General features: G+C 70.5%; 20 protein-coding genes. 8 read left to right on the top strand and 12 right to left on the bottom strand.

The features are described 5' to 3' along the window. Nucleotides 1-6: 6 nt before the first annotated feature. The gene (locus tag ASC87_RS05050; RefSeq protein WP_056657684.1) at nt 7-540 is read right to left on the bottom strand and encodes a PadR family transcriptional regulator; all 534 of its coding nucleotides are present in this window, start codon (nt 538-540) and stop codon (nt 7-9) included. Between the two features lie 159 nt (nt 541-699). Between ASC87_RS05050 and ASC87_RS05045 the strand changes: the two genes are divergently transcribed. The 3 genes from ASC87_RS05045 to ASC87_RS05035 all read left to right on the top strand — a co-directional run bounded on the left by ASC87_RS05045 (nt 700) and on the right by ASC87_RS05035 (nt 4,155). Further along, entirely contained in the window at nt 700-2,721 is a 2,022-nt protein-coding gene (locus ASC87_RS05045; RefSeq protein ID WP_056657681.1) for an NADPH-dependent 2,4-dienoyl-CoA reductase, read from the top strand. 20 nt (nt 2,722-2,741) lie between these two features. Further along, complete coding sequence (locus tag ASC87_RS05040) at nt 2,742-3,176, top strand: nuclear transport factor 2 family protein (protein WP_056657678.1); 435 nt, start codon at nt 2,742-2,744, stop codon at nt 3,174-3,176. A gap of 157 nt (nt 3,177-3,333) precedes the next feature. After that, nucleotides 3,334-4,155: a hypothetical protein gene (locus ASC87_RS05035; RefSeq protein ID WP_056657674.1), complete on the top strand. Its 822-nt coding sequence runs from the start codon at nt 3,334-3,336 to the stop codon at nt 4,153-4,155. A 28-nt stretch (nt 4,156-4,183) separates the two neighbouring features. Here ASC87_RS05035 and ASC87_RS05030 read toward each other — a convergent pair whose 3' ends face one another. Further along, nucleotides 4,184-4,795 (bottom strand): hypothetical protein, encoded by a 612-nt coding sequence (locus ASC87_RS05030; RefSeq protein ID WP_056657671.1) that lies wholly within the window; start codon nt 4,793-4,795, stop codon nt 4,184-4,186. Nucleotides 4,796-5,047: 252 nt separating this feature from the next. Here ASC87_RS05030 and ASC87_RS05025 point away from each other — a divergent pair, with 252 nt between their 5' ends. The 4 genes from ASC87_RS05025 (at nt 5,048) to ASC87_RS05010 (ending at nt 10,174) form a co-directional block, all read left to right on the top strand. Beyond that, nucleotides 5,048-5,332 carry a hypothetical protein gene (locus ASC87_RS05025; protein WP_056657667.1) on the top strand — a complete coding sequence of 95 codons (285 nt, stop codon included), beginning with the start codon at nt 5,048-5,050 and terminating at the stop codon, nt 5,330-5,332. Beyond that, nucleotides 5,329-5,724, top strand: a complete 396-nt coding sequence (locus ASC87_RS05020) for a hypothetical protein (RefSeq protein ID WP_157603851.1) — start codon at nt 5,329-5,331, stop codon at nt 5,722-5,724. The genes ASC87_RS05025 and ASC87_RS05020 overlap by 4 nt, the downstream gene beginning before the upstream one ends. 86 nt (nt 5,725-5,810) lie before the next feature. Then, nucleotides 5,811-7,712 carry a DUF1631 family protein gene (locus ASC87_RS05015; protein WP_082568400.1) on the top strand — a complete coding sequence of 634 codons (1,902 nt, stop codon included), beginning with the start codon at nt 5,811-5,813 and terminating at the stop codon, nt 7,710-7,712. Beyond that, complete coding sequence (locus ASC87_RS05010) at nt 7,709-10,174, top strand: BTAD domain-containing putative transcriptional regulator (RefSeq protein ID WP_056657657.1); 2,466 nt, start codon at nt 7,709-7,711, stop codon at nt 10,172-10,174. Before ASC87_RS05015 ends, ASC87_RS05010 begins: the two co-directional genes overlap by 4 nt. Nucleotides 10,175-10,207: 33 nt before the next feature. On the opposite strand, the gene ASC87_RS05005 is transcribed toward ASC87_RS05010, so the two are convergent. The 4 genes from ASC87_RS05005 to ASC87_RS04990 all read right to left on the bottom strand — a co-directional run bounded on the left by ASC87_RS05005 (nt 10,208) and on the right by ASC87_RS04990 (nt 13,658). Then, nucleotides 10,208-10,474 carry a hypothetical protein gene (locus tag ASC87_RS05005; protein WP_056657654.1) on the bottom strand — a complete coding sequence of 89 codons (267 nt, stop codon included), beginning with the start codon at nt 10,472-10,474 and terminating at the stop codon, nt 10,208-10,210. Between the two features lie 142 nt (nt 10,475-10,616). Further along, nucleotides 10,617-11,612 carry a tripartite tricarboxylate transporter substrate binding protein gene (locus ASC87_RS05000; protein WP_056658099.1) on the bottom strand — a complete coding sequence of 332 codons (996 nt, stop codon included), beginning with the start codon at nt 11,610-11,612 and terminating at the stop codon, nt 10,617-10,619. After that, nucleotides 11,609-13,012: a sensor histidine kinase gene (locus ASC87_RS04995; protein ID WP_056658095.1), complete on the bottom strand. Its 1,404-nt coding sequence runs from the start codon at nt 13,010-13,012 to the stop codon at nt 11,609-11,611. The genes ASC87_RS05000 and ASC87_RS04995 overlap by 4 nt, the downstream gene beginning before the upstream one ends. Beyond that, entirely contained in the window at nt 12,978-13,658 is a 681-nt protein-coding gene (locus tag ASC87_RS04990; RefSeq protein WP_056657649.1) for a response regulator, read from the bottom strand. The genes ASC87_RS04995 and ASC87_RS04990 overlap by 35 nt, the downstream gene beginning before the upstream one ends. A gap of 121 nt (nt 13,659-13,779) precedes the next feature. Between ASC87_RS04990 and ASC87_RS04985 the strand changes: the two genes are divergently transcribed. Beyond that, nucleotides 13,780-14,775, top strand: coding sequence for a tripartite tricarboxylate transporter substrate binding protein (locus ASC87_RS04985; protein WP_056657647.1), 996 nt, complete (start codon nt 13,780-13,782; stop codon nt 14,773-14,775). A gap of 271 nt (nt 14,776-15,046) precedes the next feature. On the opposite strand, the gene ASC87_RS04980 is transcribed toward ASC87_RS04985, so the two are convergent. The 6 genes from ASC87_RS04980 to ASC87_RS04955 are packed head-to-tail and all read right to left on the bottom strand — an operon-like array spanning nt 15,047 to nt 21,467. Further along, nucleotides 15,047-16,198: an alpha-hydroxy acid oxidase gene (locus tag ASC87_RS04980; RefSeq protein WP_056657645.1), complete on the bottom strand. Its 1,152-nt coding sequence runs from the start codon at nt 16,196-16,198 to the stop codon at nt 15,047-15,049. Beyond that, the gene (locus tag ASC87_RS04975; protein WP_056657642.1) at nt 16,195-17,598 is read right to left on the bottom strand and encodes an FGGY-family carbohydrate kinase; all 1,404 of its coding nucleotides are present in this window, start codon (nt 17,596-17,598) and stop codon (nt 16,195-16,197) included. Before ASC87_RS04975 ends, ASC87_RS04980 begins: the two co-directional genes overlap by 4 nt. Continuing rightward, nucleotides 17,595-17,912 (bottom strand): L-rhamnose mutarotase, encoded by a 318-nt coding sequence (rhaM, locus tag ASC87_RS04970; RefSeq protein ID WP_056657639.1) that lies wholly within the window; start codon nt 17,910-17,912, stop codon nt 17,595-17,597. Before rhaM ends, ASC87_RS04975 begins: the two co-directional genes overlap by 4 nt. Then, on the bottom strand, nt 17,909-18,883 hold the full coding sequence (locus tag ASC87_RS04965) for an ABC transporter permease (RefSeq protein ID WP_056657636.1): 975 nt from the start codon (nt 18,881-18,883) through the stop codon (nt 17,909-17,911). Before ASC87_RS04965 ends, rhaM begins: the two co-directional genes overlap by 4 nt. Continuing rightward, nucleotides 18,880-19,878 carry an ABC transporter permease gene (locus tag ASC87_RS04960; RefSeq protein ID WP_056657633.1) on the bottom strand — a complete coding sequence of 333 codons (999 nt, stop codon included), beginning with the start codon at nt 19,876-19,878 and terminating at the stop codon, nt 18,880-18,882. Before ASC87_RS04960 ends, ASC87_RS04965 begins: the two co-directional genes overlap by 4 nt. Further along, a complete protein-coding gene (locus ASC87_RS04955) occupies nt 19,875-21,467 on the bottom strand; it encodes a sugar ABC transporter ATP-binding protein (protein WP_056657630.1) in 1,593 nt (530 codons plus the stop codon). The genes ASC87_RS04960 and ASC87_RS04955 overlap by 4 nt, the downstream gene beginning before the upstream one ends. Between the last annotated feature and the right edge of the window lies 1 nt (nt 21,468).

Here is a 21,468-nt window from a genome sequence, read left to right as displayed (position 1 = left end):
GCGATCTCACCCCGGCAGCGCCAGCACCTTCAACGCCTTGCGCGCCAGTTCGATCCACAGGGTCTCCTGCATGATGCCGGCTTGCAACACGATGTGGCGCAGTTGCGTCTCGCGCGACGCGTCGCCGTCGGCGAAGTCCTTGGCTTCGATCTGGCGGTACACCGCGAGCTTTTCCTCGTGCAGCGCGAGGCGCCGACGCATCTCTTGTTCGAGGCCCACGGGCCCGAGCACGGCCTCGGCGCGCAGGCGCACCATCATCTCGTCCCGCACCGGTTTCGGGTCGCCCCCCTCCAGCACCCAGCGCTTGAGCTCCTTGCGCCCGGCCGGCAGCAGGCGGTAGTTGCGCTTGCGCCCGCGGCTCTGCTCGACGGACGCCGACTCCACCCACCCCGCCTCCTCGAGCCGGCCGAGTTCGCGGTAGATCTGCTGGTGGGTGGCGGACCAGAAGTAACCGATGGAGCGGTCGAAACGGCCCGCGAGTTCGAGGCCGGAACACGGGCGTTCGGCCAGGGCGGTGAGCAGGGCGTGAGGCAGGGACATGGCCGCAGGAATCCGGAAGACAGACAGCAGGGGCCCATCTTGCCGCACTTCGCCCTACGGGAAAGTCCCGAGGTCGCCGTTATGCAACGGCTTGCATAAAACACGGCCACCACCGTAGACTGCCGATCATTGCAACTGGTTGCATAAAGATCGCCTGCCATGCCCCACTTCCCTCACCTGAACCGGCCGCTCGAACTCGGCTTCACGTCCCTTCGCAACCGCGTGCTCATGGGGTCCATGCACGTGGGACTGGAGGAAGCGCCCAACGGCTTCGAACGCATGGCCGCGTTTTATGCGGAGCGGGCCCGCGGTGAGGTGGGCCTCATCGTCACTGGCGGCATCGCCCCCAACGAACGCGGCCGCCCCGCCCGCGGCGGCGCCATGCTCACCAACGAACAGGAAGCCGAACACCACCGCGTGGTGACCCGCGCGGTGCATGCCGAAGGCGGCCGCATCGCGATGCAGATCCTGCACTTCGGCCGGTACTCGTACCAGCCGTCGCTGGTGGCCCCGAGCGCCCTGCAGGCACCCATCAACCCGCACGTGCCCCATGCGCTGTCCACCGCCGAGGTGGCGCAGACCATCGACGACTTCGTGCGCTGCGCGGCACTCGCCCAGCACGCCGGCTACGACGGTGTGGAGATCATGGGCTCGGAGGGCTACCTCATCAACGAGTTCATCGCCGCGCGCACCAACCACCGCGACGACGAATGGGGCGGCGCGTACGAGAACCGCATGCGTTTCCCCGTGGAGATCGTGCGCCGCGTGCGCGCGCAGGTGGGCGAGCGGTTCATCATCGTGTACCGGCTGTCGATGCTCGACCTGGTCGAAGGCGGGTCCACGCTCGATGAAGTGATCCGGCTCGCACAGGCCATCGAGGCGGCCGGCGCCACCATCCTGAACACCGGCATCGGCTGGCATGAGGCGCGCATTCCCACCATCGCCACGAAGGTGCCGCGTGCCGCCTACGCGTGGGTCACGCAGCGGTTGATGGGCCATGTGGGCATCCCGCTCGTGGCCACCAACCGCATCAACACCCCCGAGGTGGCCGAACGCCTGCTCGCCGAGGGTGTGTGCGACATGGTCTCGATGGCCCGCCCGCTGCTGGCCGACCCGCAGTTCGTGCGCAAGGCGCGCGAGGGCCGTGCCGACGAGATCAACACGTGCATCGGCTGCAACCAGGCCTGCCTCGACCACACGTTCGGCGGCAAGATCACGTCGTGCCTCGTGAACCCGCGCGCGTGCCACGAGACGGAAATGCCCATGGAACCCGCGGCCACGAAAAAGCGCATCGCCGTGGTGGGGGCCGGACCGGCCGGCCTGAGCTGCGCGGTCACCGCCGCCGAGCGCGGGCACCACGTGACGCTGTTCGAGGCGGGCCGCGAGATCGGCGGCCAGTTCAACATCGCGAAGCAGGTGCCGGGCAAGGAAGAGTTCCACGAGACGCTGCGCTACTACCGCCGCCAGATCGCGCTGCACGGCGTGGACCTGCACCTCGACACCCGCGTCGATGCCGACCGGCTGGCCCGCGGCGGCTTCGACACCGTGGTGCTCGCCACCGGCGTCACCCCGCGTGTGCCGGACATCGACGGCATCGGCCACCCGAAGGTGCTCGGATACCTCGACGTGTTGCGCGACGGGGCCGCCGTGGGCGGTTCGGTGGCGGTGATCGGTGCCGGCGGCATCGGGTTCGACGTGGCGGAATCGCTGACCCACTCGGGCGACAGCGCCAGCCTCGTGCCCGAGAAGTTCTACGCCGAATGGGGCATCGACACGGGGTACGCACAGGCCGGCGGCCTGCGGCACGCGGCGCCCGAGCCCTCGCCCCGGCGCGTGCACCTGCTGCAGCGCAAGACCACGAAGGTGGGCGACCAGCTCGGCAAGACCACCGGCTGGATCCACCGCACGTCGCTGAAGGCCCGCCGCGTGGCGATGTCGTCGGGGGTGGCCTACGACCGCATCGACGACGACGGCCTGCACGTGCGCATCGACGGGGTGCCGCAGGTGCTGCCGGTGGACCACGTGGTGCTGTGCGCGGGCCAGGAGCCGCTGCGCGAACTGCACGACGCGCTGGTGGCCGCCGGGCAGGACGTGCACCTGATCGGTGGCGCCGACGTGGCCGCCGAACTCGACGCCAAGCGCGCCATCCACCAGGGCACGCGCCTCGCGCTGGCCCTCTGATCCACCCTCAGGAGCCACCCATGACCCCCTCCCACCTGCACCCCGCCGTGGCCCGGTCCCTCGCCACCTGGCACGAGATGGTCGCCACCACCGACATGTCGCGGCTGGCTGGCATCGTGCATCCCGATGCGGTGTTCCGTTCGCCGATGGCGCACAGCCCCTACACCTCGGCGCCCGCCCTGGTGCTCGCCCTGTCCACCGTGGTGAAGGTGTTCGAAGACTTCAAATACCACCGCGAACTGGCCAGTGGCGATGGGCTCGACGTCGTGCTCGAATTCAGCGCCCGGGTGGGCGACAAGCAACTCAAGGGCGTCGACCTGATCCGTTTCGACGAGGACGGCCGGATCGTCGACTTCGAGGTGATGGTGCGGCCGCTCAGCGCGCTGCAGGCCCTCGGCGCCGAGATGGGTGCCCGGCTCGGCCAGCAGCTGCCGTCGTACAAGGCCAAGGCCTGAGAAGGTGTGAACGAACCCCGCCGGATTCATCCACACCGCCTGACAGAGACGGCTGCAACCTGACGCGTTTCGTCACCCACGGGGTCGTCAAACCCCGGTGGGGGCCATGGTTCGAGTATTGCTTCACGTTATCGATACCGACCAGCCCTCACCCACCATGTCCACCCACCTCCGCGATTGGCCTCCCACCACCGCCCAGAAGCCCCGGCTGCGGGTGCTCGAGGTGCGGTCCCGCGTGGCCCCCGACGCCCTGCCCATCGCGTCGGTGCTGGTGGAGCGGCAGGAGGCCGTCACGTACAGCGGCCCGGGCGGTTCGGTCTGCACGTCGTCCATCCACCTGCATTACGAAAGGCTGCTGCCGGGCCACGCGGTGGGCACCGGCAACGGCTGTTTTGCAGCCCATTGCGTGCAGACGCCCGATGGGGCCGCCACGGTGAAACTGTGTGCCGCGGCCACCGCCGGAGACGCTGTCTTCCTCGACCTGCCCGGGCTGGAAGGCAACCGCATCGGCACCTACCTGATGAACGAGATCGTCGAGTGGGCCGCCCGCTGGCCCATGGCCGAGGTGGGCTGCATCGAGCTGGACGCCGGGCTCGCCATCGGTGAAAACCACGCGCGCCGCAACCGTTTCTGCGAGCAGTTCGGCCTCGAATTCGACTTCGCCGACGCCGACCGCCGCGAGGGGCTGTCGCTGCCCATCCGCGCCGGCGCGCTCAACCCGGTCCACACCTGGCGCGACAACATCCGCGAACGCGATGCCCGCCAGCACGTGGCCGACATCCTGCTCGACCTCGGCGAAGTCCGCCGCGAACGTGATCACGCGCTCCGCGTGAACGAGGCTCTCGCCACGCAACTGGGTCACGCGAAGGCCCGGCCGGTGCGCTGGGCACTGACCCGCATGTGGCAGGCGGCCACCCGGTGGCTGGCTGCCGGCGTGGCCGCCGTGATCCATCGGCTCGGACGCCCGTCCACCCCCTGAGGCCTGCGTGTCGCGGCCGCCCGTCAACTCAGGGCTGGGCGACCGGCTCGCGCGCCGCCTGCGGCCGCTCGGGCCGGTCGAACGGCAGCGTTTCGGCAAACGCCGGCTCCAAGCCGCCCTGCCAGTCGGTGCTGCCAAAGGTACTTTCGGCTGCATCCAGGCGCCACCGCCGGTCCTCGTCCGCCAGCACCGCGCCCACGCGCGCACGGTGCGTCTGCAGCCGCCGCTCGAGTTGCAGGCGCAGCACCGTCAACCCGGGGTAATACGCCAGCACGGTGTCGAGTTGCTGGATCGCGATCTCCACCGCCCGCGGGGGCAGGCGCGAGAACGGCTCCTCGGGCGAGAGGTAACAGGACGACTCGACCAGCGCCAGGTGCCGCATGCGGCTGCGAGCACTCGGGTACTGGTTCAGCAGCTGGGTCAGCGCCGCCACGGGCACGGGGACGGAACGTCCGATCGGCGGCTCGGGAGGAGGCGCCGGCTCCGTGGGCAGGAAGGCCGGCAACACGGCCTTGCGCGGCGCCCGGCCCACGATGCGGGCCAACACCCGGCCGGTCGAACGCACCGCGGCCGCCACGGCGTGGCGGAGCGGCGGGCGGGACGTGGATTTGTCGGCTTGCACGGTCGCTTGGGTCTGCATTTGCAATGGGCGTCGGGTGGGCCGTGCGCCCTGTCGAGCGGCGCACATGATACGGAACATCGGTCTCCGCCCCGATTCCGCGCAGTGATCTGGATTATTTTGGCTAGGCGTTACCGAAGCGTTGCAACCGCTTGCAGGTGTGGCGCCAAACACGACATCAGCCCACCCGCTGCCACGGACCCGCACGGAAACCCCTCGGTAACGGCCATCGGCCAGACTCTCGCCCGACCTTCCCGAGCCGGAGCCGCCCCCATGACCTTGACCGCCAGGATCGACGCAGCCATTCACGTCCAGGCCCAGTTGGCGGCGTACCGCAAACACATCGACATCGACTGGCTGGCCCGGAACGCCGAGTACGCGGCCGAGGTGCGGCAGACGTGCCGGGACATCGGCGGCAGCAGGATGGAAACCTGCCTGCGCCTGCTCGACGCGATGCTGGACGCCATCCACCTGTCTGAACTGCCGCCAGCGCACAACGGCGTGCGCCTGTCGGACTTTCATCCGGCGTTTGCCGACACGTTACCGGACCGTCTGTGACAAGCCCCAAGCCACCTCCTCCCGTCGCGTTGTCGCACGAGATGCTCGAAGCGTTTCGAGGTGACCTCGTGGACGCCGCCAACCAGTGGTGCGACTTCGCGCTGGCGGACACGTCGCGCGGGTCGGGCGGGCGCGTGAAGACCGCCCTCCAGCGTGTCGACGCCCACCGCGCACTGGACCGCGCCCACCCGTTCCTGCCAAGGCACTTCGTGCAACGCCTCAAGGCGGAACTCACCGAGGCGTCCCTCGCCCGCAGTGGTACGAGCGACACGGTGGCGGTGTCGAGCATCGTGGCCGGCATCCTCGCCGAGGCCGAATTGGAGGCCAGCCAGCAGGCGGAGGCGCTGAAACGGGTGCATGCGGAGGCCGCAACCGCGGCATATTGGGCTTGAAACGATCTCTTGTGACCACCGCCCCCGCCAGCGGCGAGCTGGACCTATACACTTCCCGCCTAGTTGCGGATTGTTCGGATCGAGGCATGGCTGACGGAAAACTCTTGAGGCAAATGTTCGACGCGTGTCGGACCGACCTCGAGGAAGCCGCAGAACGCTGGCGCGAGGAAACGATCGGTGCGCTCGACGCCGCCCAGTCGTCGGCCGACAGCATGGTGGTGGCCAGCCGCCTCTTCCATGCCCAGCGTGCGCTGGACCGCTCGAACCCGTTTCTTCCCCGCCGTTTCGTGCAGCTGCTGGAAAGCAGCATGGTCGAGCGACTGGGCGGGCCGGTCACCCCGAGCCGCCGGCGCCCGGCCCCGGACGAACTGGCGCTGGTGGACGACGACGTCGTCACCGAGTCCATCGAGGTGTCGCGCATCGTTGCACGCATCGCGCTCGAGGCCGAATGGGAGATCCGCGAGGCGGAGGATGCGCTGTCGCGCCAGCTCGGCCGCACCGTGAACGGCGAGCGCAGCAGCCCGTTCCACCCGGAGGCGTTCGCGCGCACCGTGTGGCTGCTGACAGAGGAGATGACCCTGGGCGCCGACGAACGCGCGGCATGCCTGCGTGCAGCGCTCGGTGCCATCGCCGCACTCGCCAAGTCCACCTACGCCTGTGCCGTGGCCTGGTGCGGCCGCGCGGCCGCGTCGCCCAGCTTCGTGATCAAGCGCAGCGACTCGCAGGCCACCGTGTCCATCCCGGTGGACGTGTCGCTCGACCGCGAGTTCACCCCGACGGCGTTGCGCGCCGCCGCCCTGTCGGACGGCGCGCCCGCCACGACACCCGCGAACGACCCGCCGGTGCTCGAGGCCCGCGACCTGGTGTTCAAGGGGGTCATCGCCGGCATCGAGGACATCCTCAGCGACGCCCGTTTCACGCCCGAGCTCAAGCGGGTGCTGAGCGGCCTGCAGATGGCGTTGATGCGGTTCGCGCTGGGTTCCCCCGAAACGCTGTACGCACCGGGCCACCGCCTCTGGTCGGTGGTGCGCACGCTGGCCGACTACGCGTTGAACCACTGCCTGCGCGACCGCACCGCACACGACGACTTCATCCTGTTCGCCGACGACCGCATCCAGACGCTGCTGCAGTTGCACGAAGGCGCGCTCGGCGAGCTGATGCCCCACCTCGAGGCCTGCGAGCAGTTCGTGCGCACGCGCCCCGACCAGCTGATCGACAACGAGGCCACCGCGATGCAGCATTTCGCGCGCCTCGAAAACAGCCGCCGCAAGATCCTCGGCGTGGCACTCAACCGCCACCGCGAGCGCATCAGCCGGGCCATCGGCCACACCGAGATGCCGTTCCGCCTGCGGCAGTTCCTGCTGGCGGACTGGGCCGAGGTGCTGGCCCGCACCGAACTGTCCGAGGGCCCGGACTCGGGCTGCTACGGCGACTACTGGCAGGCCGCGCAGCTGGTCATCAGCAAGATGCGCCTCGGCGAAACGAGCTCCGACGACGACGCGTCCGCCGACGACATCGCCCCCCTGCTGGCCACCCTCGAGCGTGGCATGGCCAGCATCGCGGTGCCCAGTGTCGAGAAACATGAGCTCGCCTCGGCCTTCCTGCGCCCGGGCCGCCGCGTCTCCCCGGACTGGCTCGACAGCGACTACCAGGACCCCACCGCGGCGCTCGGCCGGCGCACGCCGGCCCACAAGGACATGTCGTTCTGGGGCGTACGCGAGGCGGGCCAACCGGCGTTCTCGCACAGCACCGCGGGCCTGACATCGGCCATGCCGGCGAGCGACGCGGACCACTGGATCAACTCGCTGCGCGAAGGCATGGTGATCGAGCTGTTCCTGCTGGGCACGTGGTTCGACGCGCGTGTCACCTCCATCGACGCGAACGGCAGCCTGTTCACGTTCGACGACGAACAGTCCGGCCGCGCGCATTCGCTGACACGCCGCGCGCTGCTGCGGCTCGTGCGGGAAGGCTTGGCCGGCCCGCAATGAAAAAAGACGCCACCACCGTTCGCGCCGACGGCGCCCCACCCCTCGCCGCCGACCCGCCGATCCGGCTGGTGCGCGTGGGGGGCTCGGTGCCGGTCGACCCGGCGCCCGGCACGGTGGTGGTGCGGCTGCTCGGTGCGCCCGAGTGGACGGTCGACGGCACGCCCGTGGCCATCTCCGACGCCCGAGCCGCGGTGCTGATCGCGATGGTCGCGCTCGACGGTCCGCTGCCGCGCATGCAGGCGGCGGAGATATTCTGGCCTCTTGCCAAGGGCACCGGGCGCGCGAACCTGCGCGTGCTGCTGCACCGGCTGCAGCACGCCACCGGCACCAAGGTGTTCGGCACCGGCGAGCGGCTGGCGCTCTTGCCCCACGTCCAGGTCGACCTGGACGGCACCGATGCGGACATCGTCGAACGCTGCGTGACGTCGGGTGCCTCCACCGCGCGCCTGCTGAGCGGCATCGACCTCGGTGACCTGCCCGAAGCGAGCCGGTGGTTGTCCGGCGCGCGCGGCCAGCTGGAACAGCGGCTGCTGCAGGGGCACATCGCGTGGCTCGAAGCGCATCCGGACGCGAACGACCTGCCGCGCGCGAACGCCGTTGCCGAGTCGCTCATCGCCCTCGACCCGCTGTGCGAGATCGGGCACCGCGAGCTGATGCGCGTGCGCGTGCAGCGCGGCGACCGCGCCGGTGCGCTGGCAGCCTTCGAGCGGTGCAAGCGCGAGTTGCGCGAGCACCTCGGGGCGTCCCCCGACCCGAAGACCACCGCGCTGCACCGCGAGATCCTGCGGGTGCGTGACCTCGACACGGCCCAAGCTTTCCCGGGCAGCCCGCCACCGTCGCGGCGCCCGCTGCTGCAACGCGAGCACGAACTCGCGGACATGGACAAGGCGTTCGCCGCCCGCCGTGTCGTGATCGTCGAAGGGCCGAGTGGCGCCGGCAAGACCGCGTTGCTGATGCAATTCGCCCGCCAGCGCAACGGCTTCTACTGGGCCGCCGAACCGGCCGACGCCAACGGTGCGCTGGCCGGCCTGGTTCGCCTCACGGCCCACGTGGCCACGGTGGTGGCCCCCGACGGCGGCTCCTCGCCGGTCACCGGCGCACTCGCGCTGCTGAAGCGGCTGCAACAGCTGGAACCCGAACTCATCGTCGGCAGCCGCCTCGCCGAAGGCGTGGCCATGGTGTCCGATGTCCTGCAACGGGCCGGCTACCGGGCGGTGCTGATCGACGACGTGCACCTGCTCGACGACGTGAGCCTCGACGTGCTCTCCCGCGTGATGCACGCGAGCTGGGACCTGATGCCCTGGTGCGACTTCGTGCTCGCCTACCGCCCCATGCGCGCGCGCCGCAAGGTGCGGATGCTGTGCGAGAAGCTCGCGATGGACGGCCGCCTGCGCCTGATCCACCCGAGCGCCCTGAAACGCGAGGCGGTGTTGCAGCTGCTCGCGGGCCAGCCGGGCATCGACCTGCGGCAGATGGAGGCCGCCGGCCGGCTCGTGGCCCTCAGCGGCGGCACCCCGGGCGTGCTGGTCGAGCTGGTCGAACTCGGTGTGTCGCTGACCCCGGCGGGTGACCTCGTGTCGCTGCCACCGCAGGTGCGCTCCATCCTGCTCGAACGCTTGCGCTCCTGCAGTTCCACGGCCGATGGCCTGGCCCAGCTCGCCAGCGTGGCGGGCAGCAGTTTCAGCGTCGAGCTGGCCGCCGCCATCGCCGGCCTGTCGTCCTGGAAGGTTGCCGAGAAGTGGAACGAGCTGCTGCTGGCCGGCGTGTTCAGCGCACGCGGGTTTGCGTTTCCGCTCATGGAACTGGCGGTGCGCGAATCGGTGCCCGATGCGGTGCGCCAGTTCATGCACGGCGAAGTGGCCAAGGCACTCGACCGGCAAGGTGCCGGCCCTGAACGCCTCGCCTACCACTGGCGCCAGGCCGGCGACAGCGCGCGTGCCGTGCAGCACGGCCGCGCAGCGGCGGCCGCCTGCCTGCAGGCGGGGGAACTGGCCGGCGCCATCGACGCGCTGGAGACCGCGGTGGCCATCCCCAACGGCGTGCTGGGCGACGGCCATGCCGTGGCACTGCTGCAGTTGGCCGCGCTGTGCCTGCAGGCCGACCGGCTGGACCAGATCACCGAACTGCTCGAAGCCGCGGCACGGTCTCCCAGCACGGGCCTGGAGCGCGGCGTGTGCACCGCCCTCGGCGGACGCACGCTGTTCGCGATGGGTCAACACGCGGCGGCTCGCACCGCCCTGCTCAGTGCATTGCCGATGCTGGTGGAAAGCCCATCGTTGCACCGCGCCGTGGCCTGCTGGGCGCGGCTCGCGTCGCTGCGGGCTGGCGGCCCGGCCGACGACGACGCGGCCCCCTCGCTGGACGACCTGCCGAAGACGTGGGTGTGGGACGCCGACACGGCCCAGGTGCAGACACCGGAAGATGGCCGGCGTTGCGTTGAGGCCTTGCAGCGCGGAGCCTGAGGGGCCCGCGCGGCAGAGGGAAACGCCCCTGGTTCACTCGCTGTCGTTCATACGCTCATAACCCCGGCGCCGCGGCGTTGGAACCGGTTCGGCCACCCGTGGGGCGACGGCGATATCCCGCGTGCCATCGAGCCGCACCAGGTTGAGCTGGCACATCAGGCGGCGCAGCAGCGCCACCGTCACGCGGTCCGTGCCGACGGCCCCGGGCTCCTCCAGCAGCGCCGAAAGCGCGCGGATTGCAGCCTGCAGGCGCTCGGGCCGGGCCGCCAACGGGGGCGTGGTCATCTGATCGGAGTGCATGGCCGTGGTTCTCTGGCAGGACAGGTTCGTTCGCAGGGGCCGGCGCACCGCGGCGCCCTACCTGCATCCCTTCTGTTCGGCATCTTGACACCATGACGTTTCCCGTGTGTTGCGCCGGCCCCCGTTTTCGTGTCCGGCTGTGTCAGCGCACCGGCAACTGGAACTCCTGCGCCAGCCGCCGGTAGCGGGCCATGCCGTCGGTGATGAACCGGTCCAGCTCGGGGCCGGTGGCCCAGAACGGGGCCAGGCCCAGTTCGGCGCGGCGGGCCACGAACGCGGGGGTGCCGCGCGCGCGCTCGAACGCATCCACCCATTGCCGGAAGGCCGTGTCGCTGACGCCGCGCCCCATGTAGAACCCGCGCACCGTGACCCACTGGATGTCGAAGCCCTGCTCCCCCGCGGTGGGCACCGCGGCGAGCCGACCGGGCAAGCGCTGCCCGGACAACACCGCGAGCACCCGCACGCCCGTGTGCTGCGCGAGGTGCAGCGTGAGTTCGGCCGCATCGCCCGCCACCACCTGCACATGGCCTCCTTCCAGTGCCTTCAGCGCGTCACCGCCCCCTTCGAAGGCCACGAACCGGATGACCTTGTGGCTGACCCCCGCCGCACGGGCGAGCAGCGCGGCCTTGACCCAGTCCTGGCTGCCGATGGTGCCGCCGGCGCCGAAAGCGATGTCGTTGGGCCGGCTGCGCAAGGCCTGCACCAGCTCTCCGAGCGTGCGGAACGGCGAGTTGCGCGCAACCGCGATCACACCGTGGTCGGCCCCGATGGCCGCGAGCCAGCGCACGTCCTTCTCGCTGCGTGCACCGAACCGGCCCTGCGCCAGGTTCAGCAGCGACCCCGTGGAAAACGCGACGATGGTGTTGTCGTCCGCCGTCCGCTGCCGCACGAAGGTGTCGAACGCCAGCGCGCCGATGCCACCGGGCAGGTAGCTCAAGGTCATCTCCGGCTGCCCGGCGGCCTTCCCCGCCGCCAGCATCGACCGGGCCAGGCGGCAGGTGAGGTCGAAGCCGCCGCCGGGTTTGGCGGGCACCACGCACTCGGGCCCGTCGAGCGGTCCCGCGTGCAGCGCGGTACCGGCAAACGCCAGCACCAGCGCGGCTGCGGCACGCCACCAGGATCGGGCAGGCTGGGTCATCGTCCGCCCTCCGGTGACGGTGACCGTGGCCACCACAAGTGCACGTGCAACCCGGGTCGGCCCTCGTTCGACCGCAGGCGCATGGTGCCGCCATGACGCTCGACGATGGCCTTGGCGATCGCGAGGCCGAGGCCCGCCCCGTTGCTGCCTCGCCCCTTGACGAACCGCTCGCCGGCGCGGGACACCACGTCGGCCGACAAGCCCGGCCCGCTGTCCTGCACCGACAGGCTGAACCCGAGCGTGTCGGCGGCCGCCTCCAGCGTGACCTCGCTTCGCGGTGGCGTGTGCTTGATCGCGTTGTGCGCGAGGTTCGTGAGCGCCTCGCGCAGAAGCGCCGCATCGCCGGTGGCCAGGCACGGGCTCTGCGCCACGTGCACGCCGAAGTCGAGGTCACGGGCCCGGGCCTGGGGCAGCAGCGCCAAGGCCACGTCGCGCACCAGCGACTCGAGGTCCACCGGATCGGCCTGCAGTGCCGCGGTGTCGGTGCGGGCCATCGCGAGCAGCTGGTTCGTGCCACGCACCGCATCGTCCAGCTGCAACGACACGGCCCGCAGGGTGTCCTGCACCTTCCGCGGGTCCGGCTCGCGCAGGCCGTAGTCGACCTGCGCGCGCAGCGTGGCGAGCGGCGTGCGCAGCTGGTGCGACGCGTCGTCGAGGAAGGCCCGCTCGCGCGCCAGCACCTCGCGCGTGCGCGCCATCTGGTCGTTCACGGCCACCACGAGCGGGCGCAGGTCGGCGGGCAGGTCACCGTCCGGCAAGGCGCGCAGGTCGTCTGCGTGGCGGTGAACCACCTGGGCCGCCAGATGCGACAGCGGCCGCAGCGCCAGCGCCATCAGCAGCGCCAGCGTGAGCCCGAAGGCCGCGAGCAGCGACCCGTCCCGCACGGCCGCATGCCAGACGAACCGGCGCGTGAACTGGCGGCGGCCCGCGGCGTTTTCGGCCACCTGGATCACGAGCTCGTGCGCGCCCCCCACCGGCTTGTCGAGGCGCCGGACGTACGTGCCCACGCGCACGCTTTCGCCGAAGTACGTGGCGTCGTAGAACACCGGCTCGCCGGGCCGGGGCATCTCGGCGGGTTTGGGCAGGTCCGGGCTGCCGATCTCGACGAGGCCATCGGCCGTGGCCACTCGAAAGTGCACGTTGCCGCCCGCGGTGAGCTGGAAAATCTCGAAGAGGCGATACGGCAGTTCCACCGCGAGGCCGCCGGTGTCGGTGGACACGTTCAGGTCGAGCGAGCGAATCGCCCCCAGCAGCGAGCGGTCGAAGGCGGCGTTGGCGGCTTCGAGCGCATCCGCCTGCGTGAACCACAACTCCACCGCGAGGATGCCGGCCATGCCTGGCAGCAGCAGCGCGAGGACCTGGGCCCTAAGCGTCAGGCGCCGCGTCTTCTTCCAGAACATATCCCAGTCCCCGGTACGTCGCGATGCGCACGCCGCTGTGCTCCAGGCGCTTGCGCACACGGTGCACGAGCACGTCCACCGCGGTCGGCAGCACGGCGTCCTCGTCGGAAAAAACGCGGTCGATGATCTGCTGGCGCGACAGCGGTTCGCCACTGCGCTGCAGCAGGCAACGCAGCAGCGACTGTTCGCGCGGCGACAACACAAGGGCTTCGCGGTCCAGCACGAACTGACGGGTCACGGTGTCGAATGCGAGGGGCCCGCACGCGAGACGCGGGTGCTCGATGCCCCGCGCGCGGCGCACCAGCGCCGTGAGGCGCGCCTCCAGTTCGGCCAGCGCAAACGGCTTGGCAAGGAAATCGTCGGCGCCTTCGTTGAGCGAGTTCACGCGTTCTGAGAGCGAGTCGCGTGCGGTCAGGATCAGCACCGGCAGCCGGTGGTCCCTGGCCCGCAGGCGCTGGAGAACCTCGTGGCCCGAGCGCCCCGGCAGGCCGAGGTCCAGCACCAGCACGTCGTAGTCGTGTTCGTCGAGGGCTCGCTCGGCCAGGCTCCCGTGGTCGACCCAGTCGACGTTGAAACCGGACTGCTGAAGCGCCTTGACGAGCCACAGCGCCAGCTTGTGTTCGTCTTCGGCCAGGAGGATGCGCATGGGGCATTCTGGCACCGCTCTTTCCTGCGGTTTACCCTGAGAACGGCGCCTCGGGGGCCGTTCTGAAATGGGTTTGAAAGGTTCCCCGCCGCACGATGGCACGCTCAACCGGAGACACCCCATGACCTCGACCCCGTTCACCCGCCGCCAGGCACTCGCCGGCCTCACCGGCCTCGGCCTGGCGGGCGCCTTCCCGCAACGCTCGATGGCCCAGGGCACCTGGCCCAGCAAACCGGTCCGTTTCGTGGTGCCGTTCGCGCCGGGCGGCAGTTCGGAGATCGTGGCGCGGGCCACGGCCTTCGAACTCACGAAACTGCTGGGCCAGAGCGTCTTCGTCGACAACAAACCCGGGGGCGCCGGCAACGTGGCGATGCAGGAGGTGGCGCGGGCCACCGACCTGCACACGCTGATCCTCGGCCACATCGGCACGCTGGCGGTGAACCCGTACATCTTCGACAAGCTGCCGTACGACACCAACAAGGACTTCCGCCCCATCTCGCTGCTGGCCAAGGTGCCGAGCCTGTACCTCGTCAACAACGACGTGCCGGCGAAAAACCTGAAGGAGTTCATCGCGCTGGCCAAGTCCAGGCCCGGGCAGCTGAACTACGGCTCGGCTGGCAACGGCAGCGCGGGCCACCTGGCGTTCGAATACCTGAAGATGGCGACGAACACCTTCATCACCCACGTGCCCTACCGCGGCACGGGCCCGCAGCTGACCGACCTGATCGCGGGCAGGCTCGACGCCGCCTCCGTGGGTGCACCCGCGGTGCTCCAGTTCATCAAGACGGGCAAGCTGCGCTGCATCGCCACCGGCACCCCGCAGCGCATCCCCCAGCTGCCCGACGTGCCCACCGTGGCCGAGCAGGGTTTCCCGGGCTTCGAGATGACCCAGTGGTACGGGCTGCTGGCCCCGGCCAACCTGCCCCAGCAGGCCGCCGACATCCTCGCGGCCGCGGCGGCCAAGGCCGTCAACACCCCGGCCTCGCTGCAGCACTTCAGCAACGACGCCGCGATCGCGGTGGGCAGTTCGCCCGCCGAGTTCGCGAAGTTCATCGCTGCCGAACAGCAGCGTTGGAAGCCGGTGATCGCGCGGGCGAAGGTCAAGCCGGACAACTGATGCATCCGTCAGCCCGGCGGGGGCCCACTCCTGTCGGGGAAAAAAAAACGGCTGTCGCCCCGGCGCAGGCCGGGGTCTCCACCGGTGCCAAGCATCCGGGCGGCGGTGGTCGTCTGGCTTGGGGTATCGCTGGTTCGCTGAGGTCAGGCGCTCACCTGAGACACGGGGTGTCAACCGAGGCGCTGAACACGAGCCGTTCCCGCTGACCGGTGAGGATCCCGGCCTTCGCCGGGATGACATCTTGTTCTCTCGCCCGGATGACGGTGGGGAGTCACCCCGGAAACGTCCCCGGTACCAGCACGTGCCTGTCCACCTGCGCGATGCGCGTGCAGCCGCAGAAGGCCATCGTGAGGTCGAGCTCCTTGTGGATGACCTCGAGTGCACGGGTCACGCCAGCCTCGCCCATCGCCCCGAGGCCGTAGACCATCGCCCGGCCGACCAGCGTGCCGCGGGCGCCGAGGGCCCAGGCCTTCAGCACGTCCTGGCCCGAGCGGATGCCACCGTCCATCCACACCTCGATGTCGCGGCCCACCGCCGCGGCGATGGCCGGCAGTGCCTCGATGGAACTGGGCGCGCCATCGAGCTGGCGGCCACCGTGGTTGCTGACCACCAGGGCGTCGGCACCGCTTTCGGCGGCGAGCCGGGCGTCTTCCTCCACCATGATGCCCTTCAGGATCAGCTTGCCCGTCCAGCGGCGGCGGATCCACGCCACGTCGTCCCAGCTCAGTTGCGGGTCGAACTGCTCGCGGGTCCAGGCGCCCAGCGACGACATGTCGCTGACCCCCTTCGCGTGCCCGATCAGGTTGCCGAACCCGCGGCGCGGGGTGCGGGCCATGCCGAGGCACCAGCGCGGTTTCGTCGCCAGGTTCACGAGGTTGGCGAACGTGGGCTTGGGCGGCGCGGTCATGCCGTTTTTCAAGTCCTTGTGCCGCTGGCCGAGCACCTGGAGGTCGAGCGTGAGCACCAGCGCGGAACAACCGGCAGCGGCGGCGCGGTCCATCAGGCGTTCCATGAAGTCGCGGTCGCGCATCCAGTAGAGCTGGAACCAGAACGGCGCGCGGGTGGCGGCGGCCACGTCCTCGATGGAGCAGATGCTCATCGTGGACAACGTGAACGGCACGCCGAAGGCCGCCGCAGCGCGCGCAGCGAGGATCTCGCCGTCGGCATGCTGCATGCCGGTGAGCCCCACCGGGGCGATCGCCACCGGCATGGCCACGTCCACGCCGGCCATGCGGGTGGCGGTGCTGCGGTTGTCCATCGGCACCGCCACGCGCTGGCGCAGCCGGATCTTCTGGAACTCGGTTTCGTTCGCGCGGTAGGTGCCTTCGGTCCATGACCCCGAATCGGCGTAGTCGTAGAACATGCGGGGCACACGCCGTTCGGCCAGGACCCGCAGGTCCTCGATGTGGGTGATGACGGTCATGGTTGGGAGGCGATCAGCGTGTGCCAGGTGTCGTGATGGCGGCGCAACGCCGCGGCGAGCGCGGGCGATGGCGGGTCGATGCGGTCGAGGTGCACGGGGCTGCGGACACCCCGGCGCGCCAGCTGCCACGTGCCGCGTGCAGTGCCTTCCAGCGGGTCGTCGGAGCGCACCACGTCGCCTGCCAGCGCGGCCAATGCGGTCACGAAGGCCGGGTTGCGGGCGAGGGGCCCCTCCACGATCACCGGACCATCGGCTCCGAGCGCACGCACGAGCACGCTGCTCACCTGCGCGCAGTAGAGCGCTGCCAGCGCCGGACGCAGCGCAGCAGGCACCGCGGGCACCCCGCCCGCCACCTGCTGCCCCAGGCACCACACCGCGCCAGCCCGCCCGAGAAACGGCCCCCCCGCGTCGGCGAACGATGGCGTCACCGACCAGCCGGCGGCCACCACGGCGGCCAGGGCTTCGTGCGTGGCGAGTGACGGCGGGGCGCCTGCACACACGGCCTCGAACTCACGGCCGCCCATGAACCGCGCGGTGGGCACGGGCCGGCCGTCGACGGCCACGTTGACGAGTTCGTCGCGTTCGGGGCGCAGCGCCGGGGCCTGCGCGCCCGGTGCCATCGCGATGGTCCATGTGCCGGTGGTCAGCAGCGTGGCCCGCGGGGTGTCGAGGTACCGCGCGAGGCACGCGTTGCTGTCATGCACACCACAGACCACCTCGCACGCGGCGGGCAGCCCGAGCCTCGTGGCCATCGCCGGGGTCAGCGGGCCCAGCACGTCCCAGGCGGCTCGCACCGGTGCAAACCGTTCGGCGATGCCCGCGGCCTGCGCCCACCGGGAGAAGGTGCCGTCGGCCGGCGACCACAGGTGCGTGTGGCAGCCGAGCGAAGACACCTCGCTCGCCGCCACGCCGGTCAGCCACCAGGCCCAGTACTGCGGGTACGGCACCCAGTGGCGGATGCGCGCCCACGCGTCGGGCCGGGTGTGGCGCACCCAGTCGACCTGCAAGCCAGCGTTCAGGCCCTTCGGCAGGTGCGGCGAGCCGGTGTGGGCGAAGGGGTCCACCGCCGCCTCGAACGCAGCGCGGTGATCGCCATACCCGTCCCATTCGTAGTCGATGGGGGGCAGTACGAGGCCGTGGTCGCCGATGGCGCAGAACGCGGCGCCGTGGGTGCCGATGCCGATGCGGCCGATGCGTTCGCGGTGCGGCAAGCCAGGCACCTCGTCGCACAGCCATTGCTGCAATGCCTCCACGCCGAGCGCGGTGTAGCCGGGCCCGGGCACCGGGGCGTTGGCACGGCCGCGTTGGGCCATCACGTCGCCCTCGGGCGAGATCACCAGCAGCTTCGCGTTGCTCTTGCCGATGTCGATCACCAGCGTGTGGTCGAGGGCCTCGTTCATGGCAGGTGGAACACACACGGCAGCGGTTCGACCACCGGTGACCCATCCGGGTTCGTGCGCATCAGGTCGGCCATGTGGGCCCACCAGCGCTGCATCACCGGGTGCGCCGGCAACTGGTCCATCGTGTGGCCGGCCTCGCGGCGCAACACGGCGAACAGCGTGTGGTGTTCGGTGTCCAGGTAGATGCTGTAGTCGTGGATGCCGCTGGCCTTCAGCAGCTGCGCCAGGTCGGGCCACAGGGCATCGTGCCGCGCCTGGTACTCGGCCATGCACCCCGGGTTCAGGAACATGCGGAACGCGATCTTCTCGGTCATGCGGCTTTCCACCCGGTGGGCCGCAGCAGGCGGAGACCACGCGGCAGCACCATCGCCACGATCAGCAGCACGCCCACGATCATCGACATCACGATGCCCGACACGTTGAGCATGCCGAGCGCAAAGGTGAAACTGCCCAGCAGCACGGCGGCGAGCACGGTGCCCAGGATGCTGCCCCGGCCACCTTCGATGGCCACGCCGCCCAGGATCACGATGGTCACCGCGTCCAGCTCCCAGCCCATCGCCAGGTTGGGCCGCGTGCTGCCGATCCGGCCGGTGAGCAGCACGGCCGCCAGGGCCGCCATCACGCCGGCGAACACGAACAGGCCGAAGCGGTAGCGGTCCACCGCGATGCCGGAGAACCGCGACGCCACCGGGTTGGCCCCGATCGCATAGACACGGCGGCCATGCACGGTGTGGTGCAGGAACAGGCCCACGGCCAGCGCCATCACCACCAGCACGGCGAACTCGATGGGCACGATCAGCCATGGCAGGCCCAGCAGGTCACCGACCGTGCCGTTGCCCCATTGGCTCAGGGTCTCGGGGTAGCCCGTGATGGCCTGGTCGCCCAGAACCACCTGGGCCAGGCCGCGGTACAGCGACAGCGTGCCGATGGTGACCACGATCGACGGCAGCTTCCACCGCGTCACGAGCCAGCCGTTGAGCGCGCCGCACGCCGCCCCCACGGCCACGCCGGCGACCAGCATCAGCGGCAGTCCGGCGCCCGCCTTCATCGCAAAGCCCATGGCCAGCGAGGCGAGCGCCATGGTGGCCGCGATCGACAGGTCGATGTCGCCGGCAATCACCAGCAGTGCCATGGCCAGCGCAATCAGCGCCTTCTCGGAGAAGTTGTACGTGCTGTCGGCCACCGCGTACGGCGACAGGAAACCGTCGATGCCGAGCCCGAAGGCCACGTACACCGCCACGATCAGCGCAACGAGCACACGCTCCCAGGTGTCCAGCGCCTTCATGCGGCGGCTCCTTTCAACGCGGTGCCCGGCCGCTCGAGGATCTGCCGGCCGCGGCTGCGGTCGGCGCGGGCGTTGAGCACCACCGAGACCAGGATCACCGCGCCCGCGATGGCCTGCTGCCAGAACGGCGACACCTGGATCACGGGCAGCGCCCCGTTGATCACCCCGATGAACAGCACCCCCAGCACGGCGCCGCTCACCGAACCCACGCCCCCGCCGATGCTGACCCCGCCGATCACGCACGCGGCGATCACGGTGAGTTCATAACCCGAGGCCAGTTCGGTGAACGCGATGGAATAGCGCCCCACCCACAGCAGCCCGGCGAGGCCCGCGAGCGCCCCGCACAAGGTGTACGCCATCACGAGCCGGCGCTGCACCGGGATGCCCGCGTACCGTGCGGCCGACGGGTTGCCACCGAACGCATACAGCTCGCGGCCCTCGCGGCGCCACCGCAGCAGCACGGTGGCCAGCAGCACCACGGCCGCGGCGAACCAGATGAGCACCGGCAGCCCCAGCAGTGTCTCGCGTGGGAGGCCCTTGATGGCCGGGTGGATCTGGTGGTCGTTGACCCATGCGCCACCGCTGGCCACGAAGATGGCGCCGCGGTAGGCCGACATGGTGCCCAGCGTGACCACGATGGCCGGCAGGTCGAACCGCATGATCAACCAGCCATTGACGAAACCGAGCAGCGCGCCGATGCCGCAGGCCATCACGATCAGCAACGGCAGCGGCACGCCGGGCCATGCCCGCCCGGCCAGCGCACACAGCATGCCGGTGAGCGCGAGGTTCGACGCCACCGAGAGGTCGACCCCGCGGGTCAGCAGCACCAGCATCTGCCCCATCACCAGGATGGCGAGGATGGCCGAGTCGTTGCCGATGTCGAGCACGTTGCGCCAGCTGAGGAACACCGGCGCGCGGGCCCCCACGGCCAGCACGATGGCCACGATGATCGCCAGCAGCAACCACTCGCGGCGGGCAGCGAACGCGTTTTTCATGCGGCCAGCTCCGTGTTCAGGGGGTGCAACGGCAGCGGCACCACCGCCCCCGGCGGCCGTGCCAGCCCGGACGCCGCGGCCACGAGCGCTTCGGCATCGGCCTCGCCCTTCGCGAATTCGGCCACCTGGCGGCCGCGTTTCATCACGATCACCCGGTGCGCGAGGTGCATCACCTCGGGCAGCTCGGACGACACGAGGATCACCGCGAGGCCCTGCGCCACCATTTCGGCAATGAGTTGGTAGACCGCCTGCTTGGCGCCCACGTCGATGCCCTTCGTGGGTTCGTCGAGGATCACGATGCGCGGGTCGAGCCCGAGCCACTTGGCAATCACGACCTTCTGCTGGTTGCCACCCGACAGGCCGGACAGCGGCGTGTGCTGGTCGGCGGTGCGGATGCGCAGCCGCTCGATGAGCCCCGCGGCAAACGATTCTTCACGGGCGGGCGACAGCCAGTGCCCGCGCGACAGCGGTGTCTTGCACCGGCCGCGGCCCGCGAGGCCGGCCAGGCTGATGTTGTGGCGCACCGAGAAATTGAGCACCCCGCCCTGGCGCTGGCGCTCCTCGGGCACGTAGGCGAGCCCGGCGGTGATGGCATCGGCGGGCTGGCGGATGTCGAGGGACTTCCCCTCCACCGTCACGTGGCCCGACGCCTCAGGCTTGAGGCCCATCAGCGCCAGCATCGCCTCGCTGCGCCCGGCGCCGATCAGGCCGTAGAAACCGAGGATCTCGCCGCGCCGCAGTTCGAAGCCCACGTCGGCGAACTCGGTGGGGTGGCTCAGGCCCTTCACCGTCATCACCACCTCGCCCGGCTGGGTGGTGATGGGCGGGTACACCTGGTCGATCGCGCGGCCGGCCATCAGCCGCACCAGGGTGGGTTCGTCCGCGTCCGCGATGGCCCCGCTGCCCACGGACGCGCCATCGCGCAGCACCACGTAGCGGTCGCACACCGCGAAGATCTCGTCGAACTTGTGCGTGATGAAGAGCACCGCCACGCCGTGCGCCTTCAGGCCGCGCACGAGCTCGTAGAACTCGCGGATCTCCTGCTGCGACAGCGCCGCGGTGGGTTCGTCGAGGATCACCACCCGCGCATCCTGCGACAGCGCGCGGGCGATCTCGATCAGGTGGCGCTGCCCGAGGCTCAGGTGGCGCACGAGCGTGGTGGCGGCAAAGCCGGCACCCACGCGGTCGAGCACCACCTGGGCCTCGCGGTTCATGCGCGCCCAGTCGATCACCTCGAACGGGCCCATGCGGCGCATGGGCTGCCGGCCGATGAAGATGTTCTCGGCGGCGCTCAGCTCGTCGAACATCACCGTTTCCTGGTGCACGGCGGCGATGCCGGCGGCCTGCGCGTCGCGGGCCCGCAGGAAGCTGCAGACCCGGCCCTCGACGAGGATCTGGCCCTCGTCGGCGGCGTGCACGCCGGTGAGGGTTTTCACGAGCGTGGACTTGCCCGCGCCGTTTTCACCGATGAGTGCCAGCGCCTCGCCCGGCACCAGGTCCAGGTCCACGCCCTTCAGGGCGTGGGTGGGGCCGAAACGCTTGTGGATGCCACGCAGCGAGAGGAACGGCAACGGAGAGACAACGGTCATG

Origin of the sequence: Rhizobacter sp. Root1221 (genome assembly GCF_001425785.1) — a bacterium.
Classification (GTDB): domain Bacteria; phylum Pseudomonadota; class Gammaproteobacteria; order Burkholderiales; family Burkholderiaceae_C; genus Rhizobacter.
The sequence above is the reverse complement of the archived record's forward strand: the minus strand, read 5'-3'. Positions and strand labels throughout refer to the sequence as shown.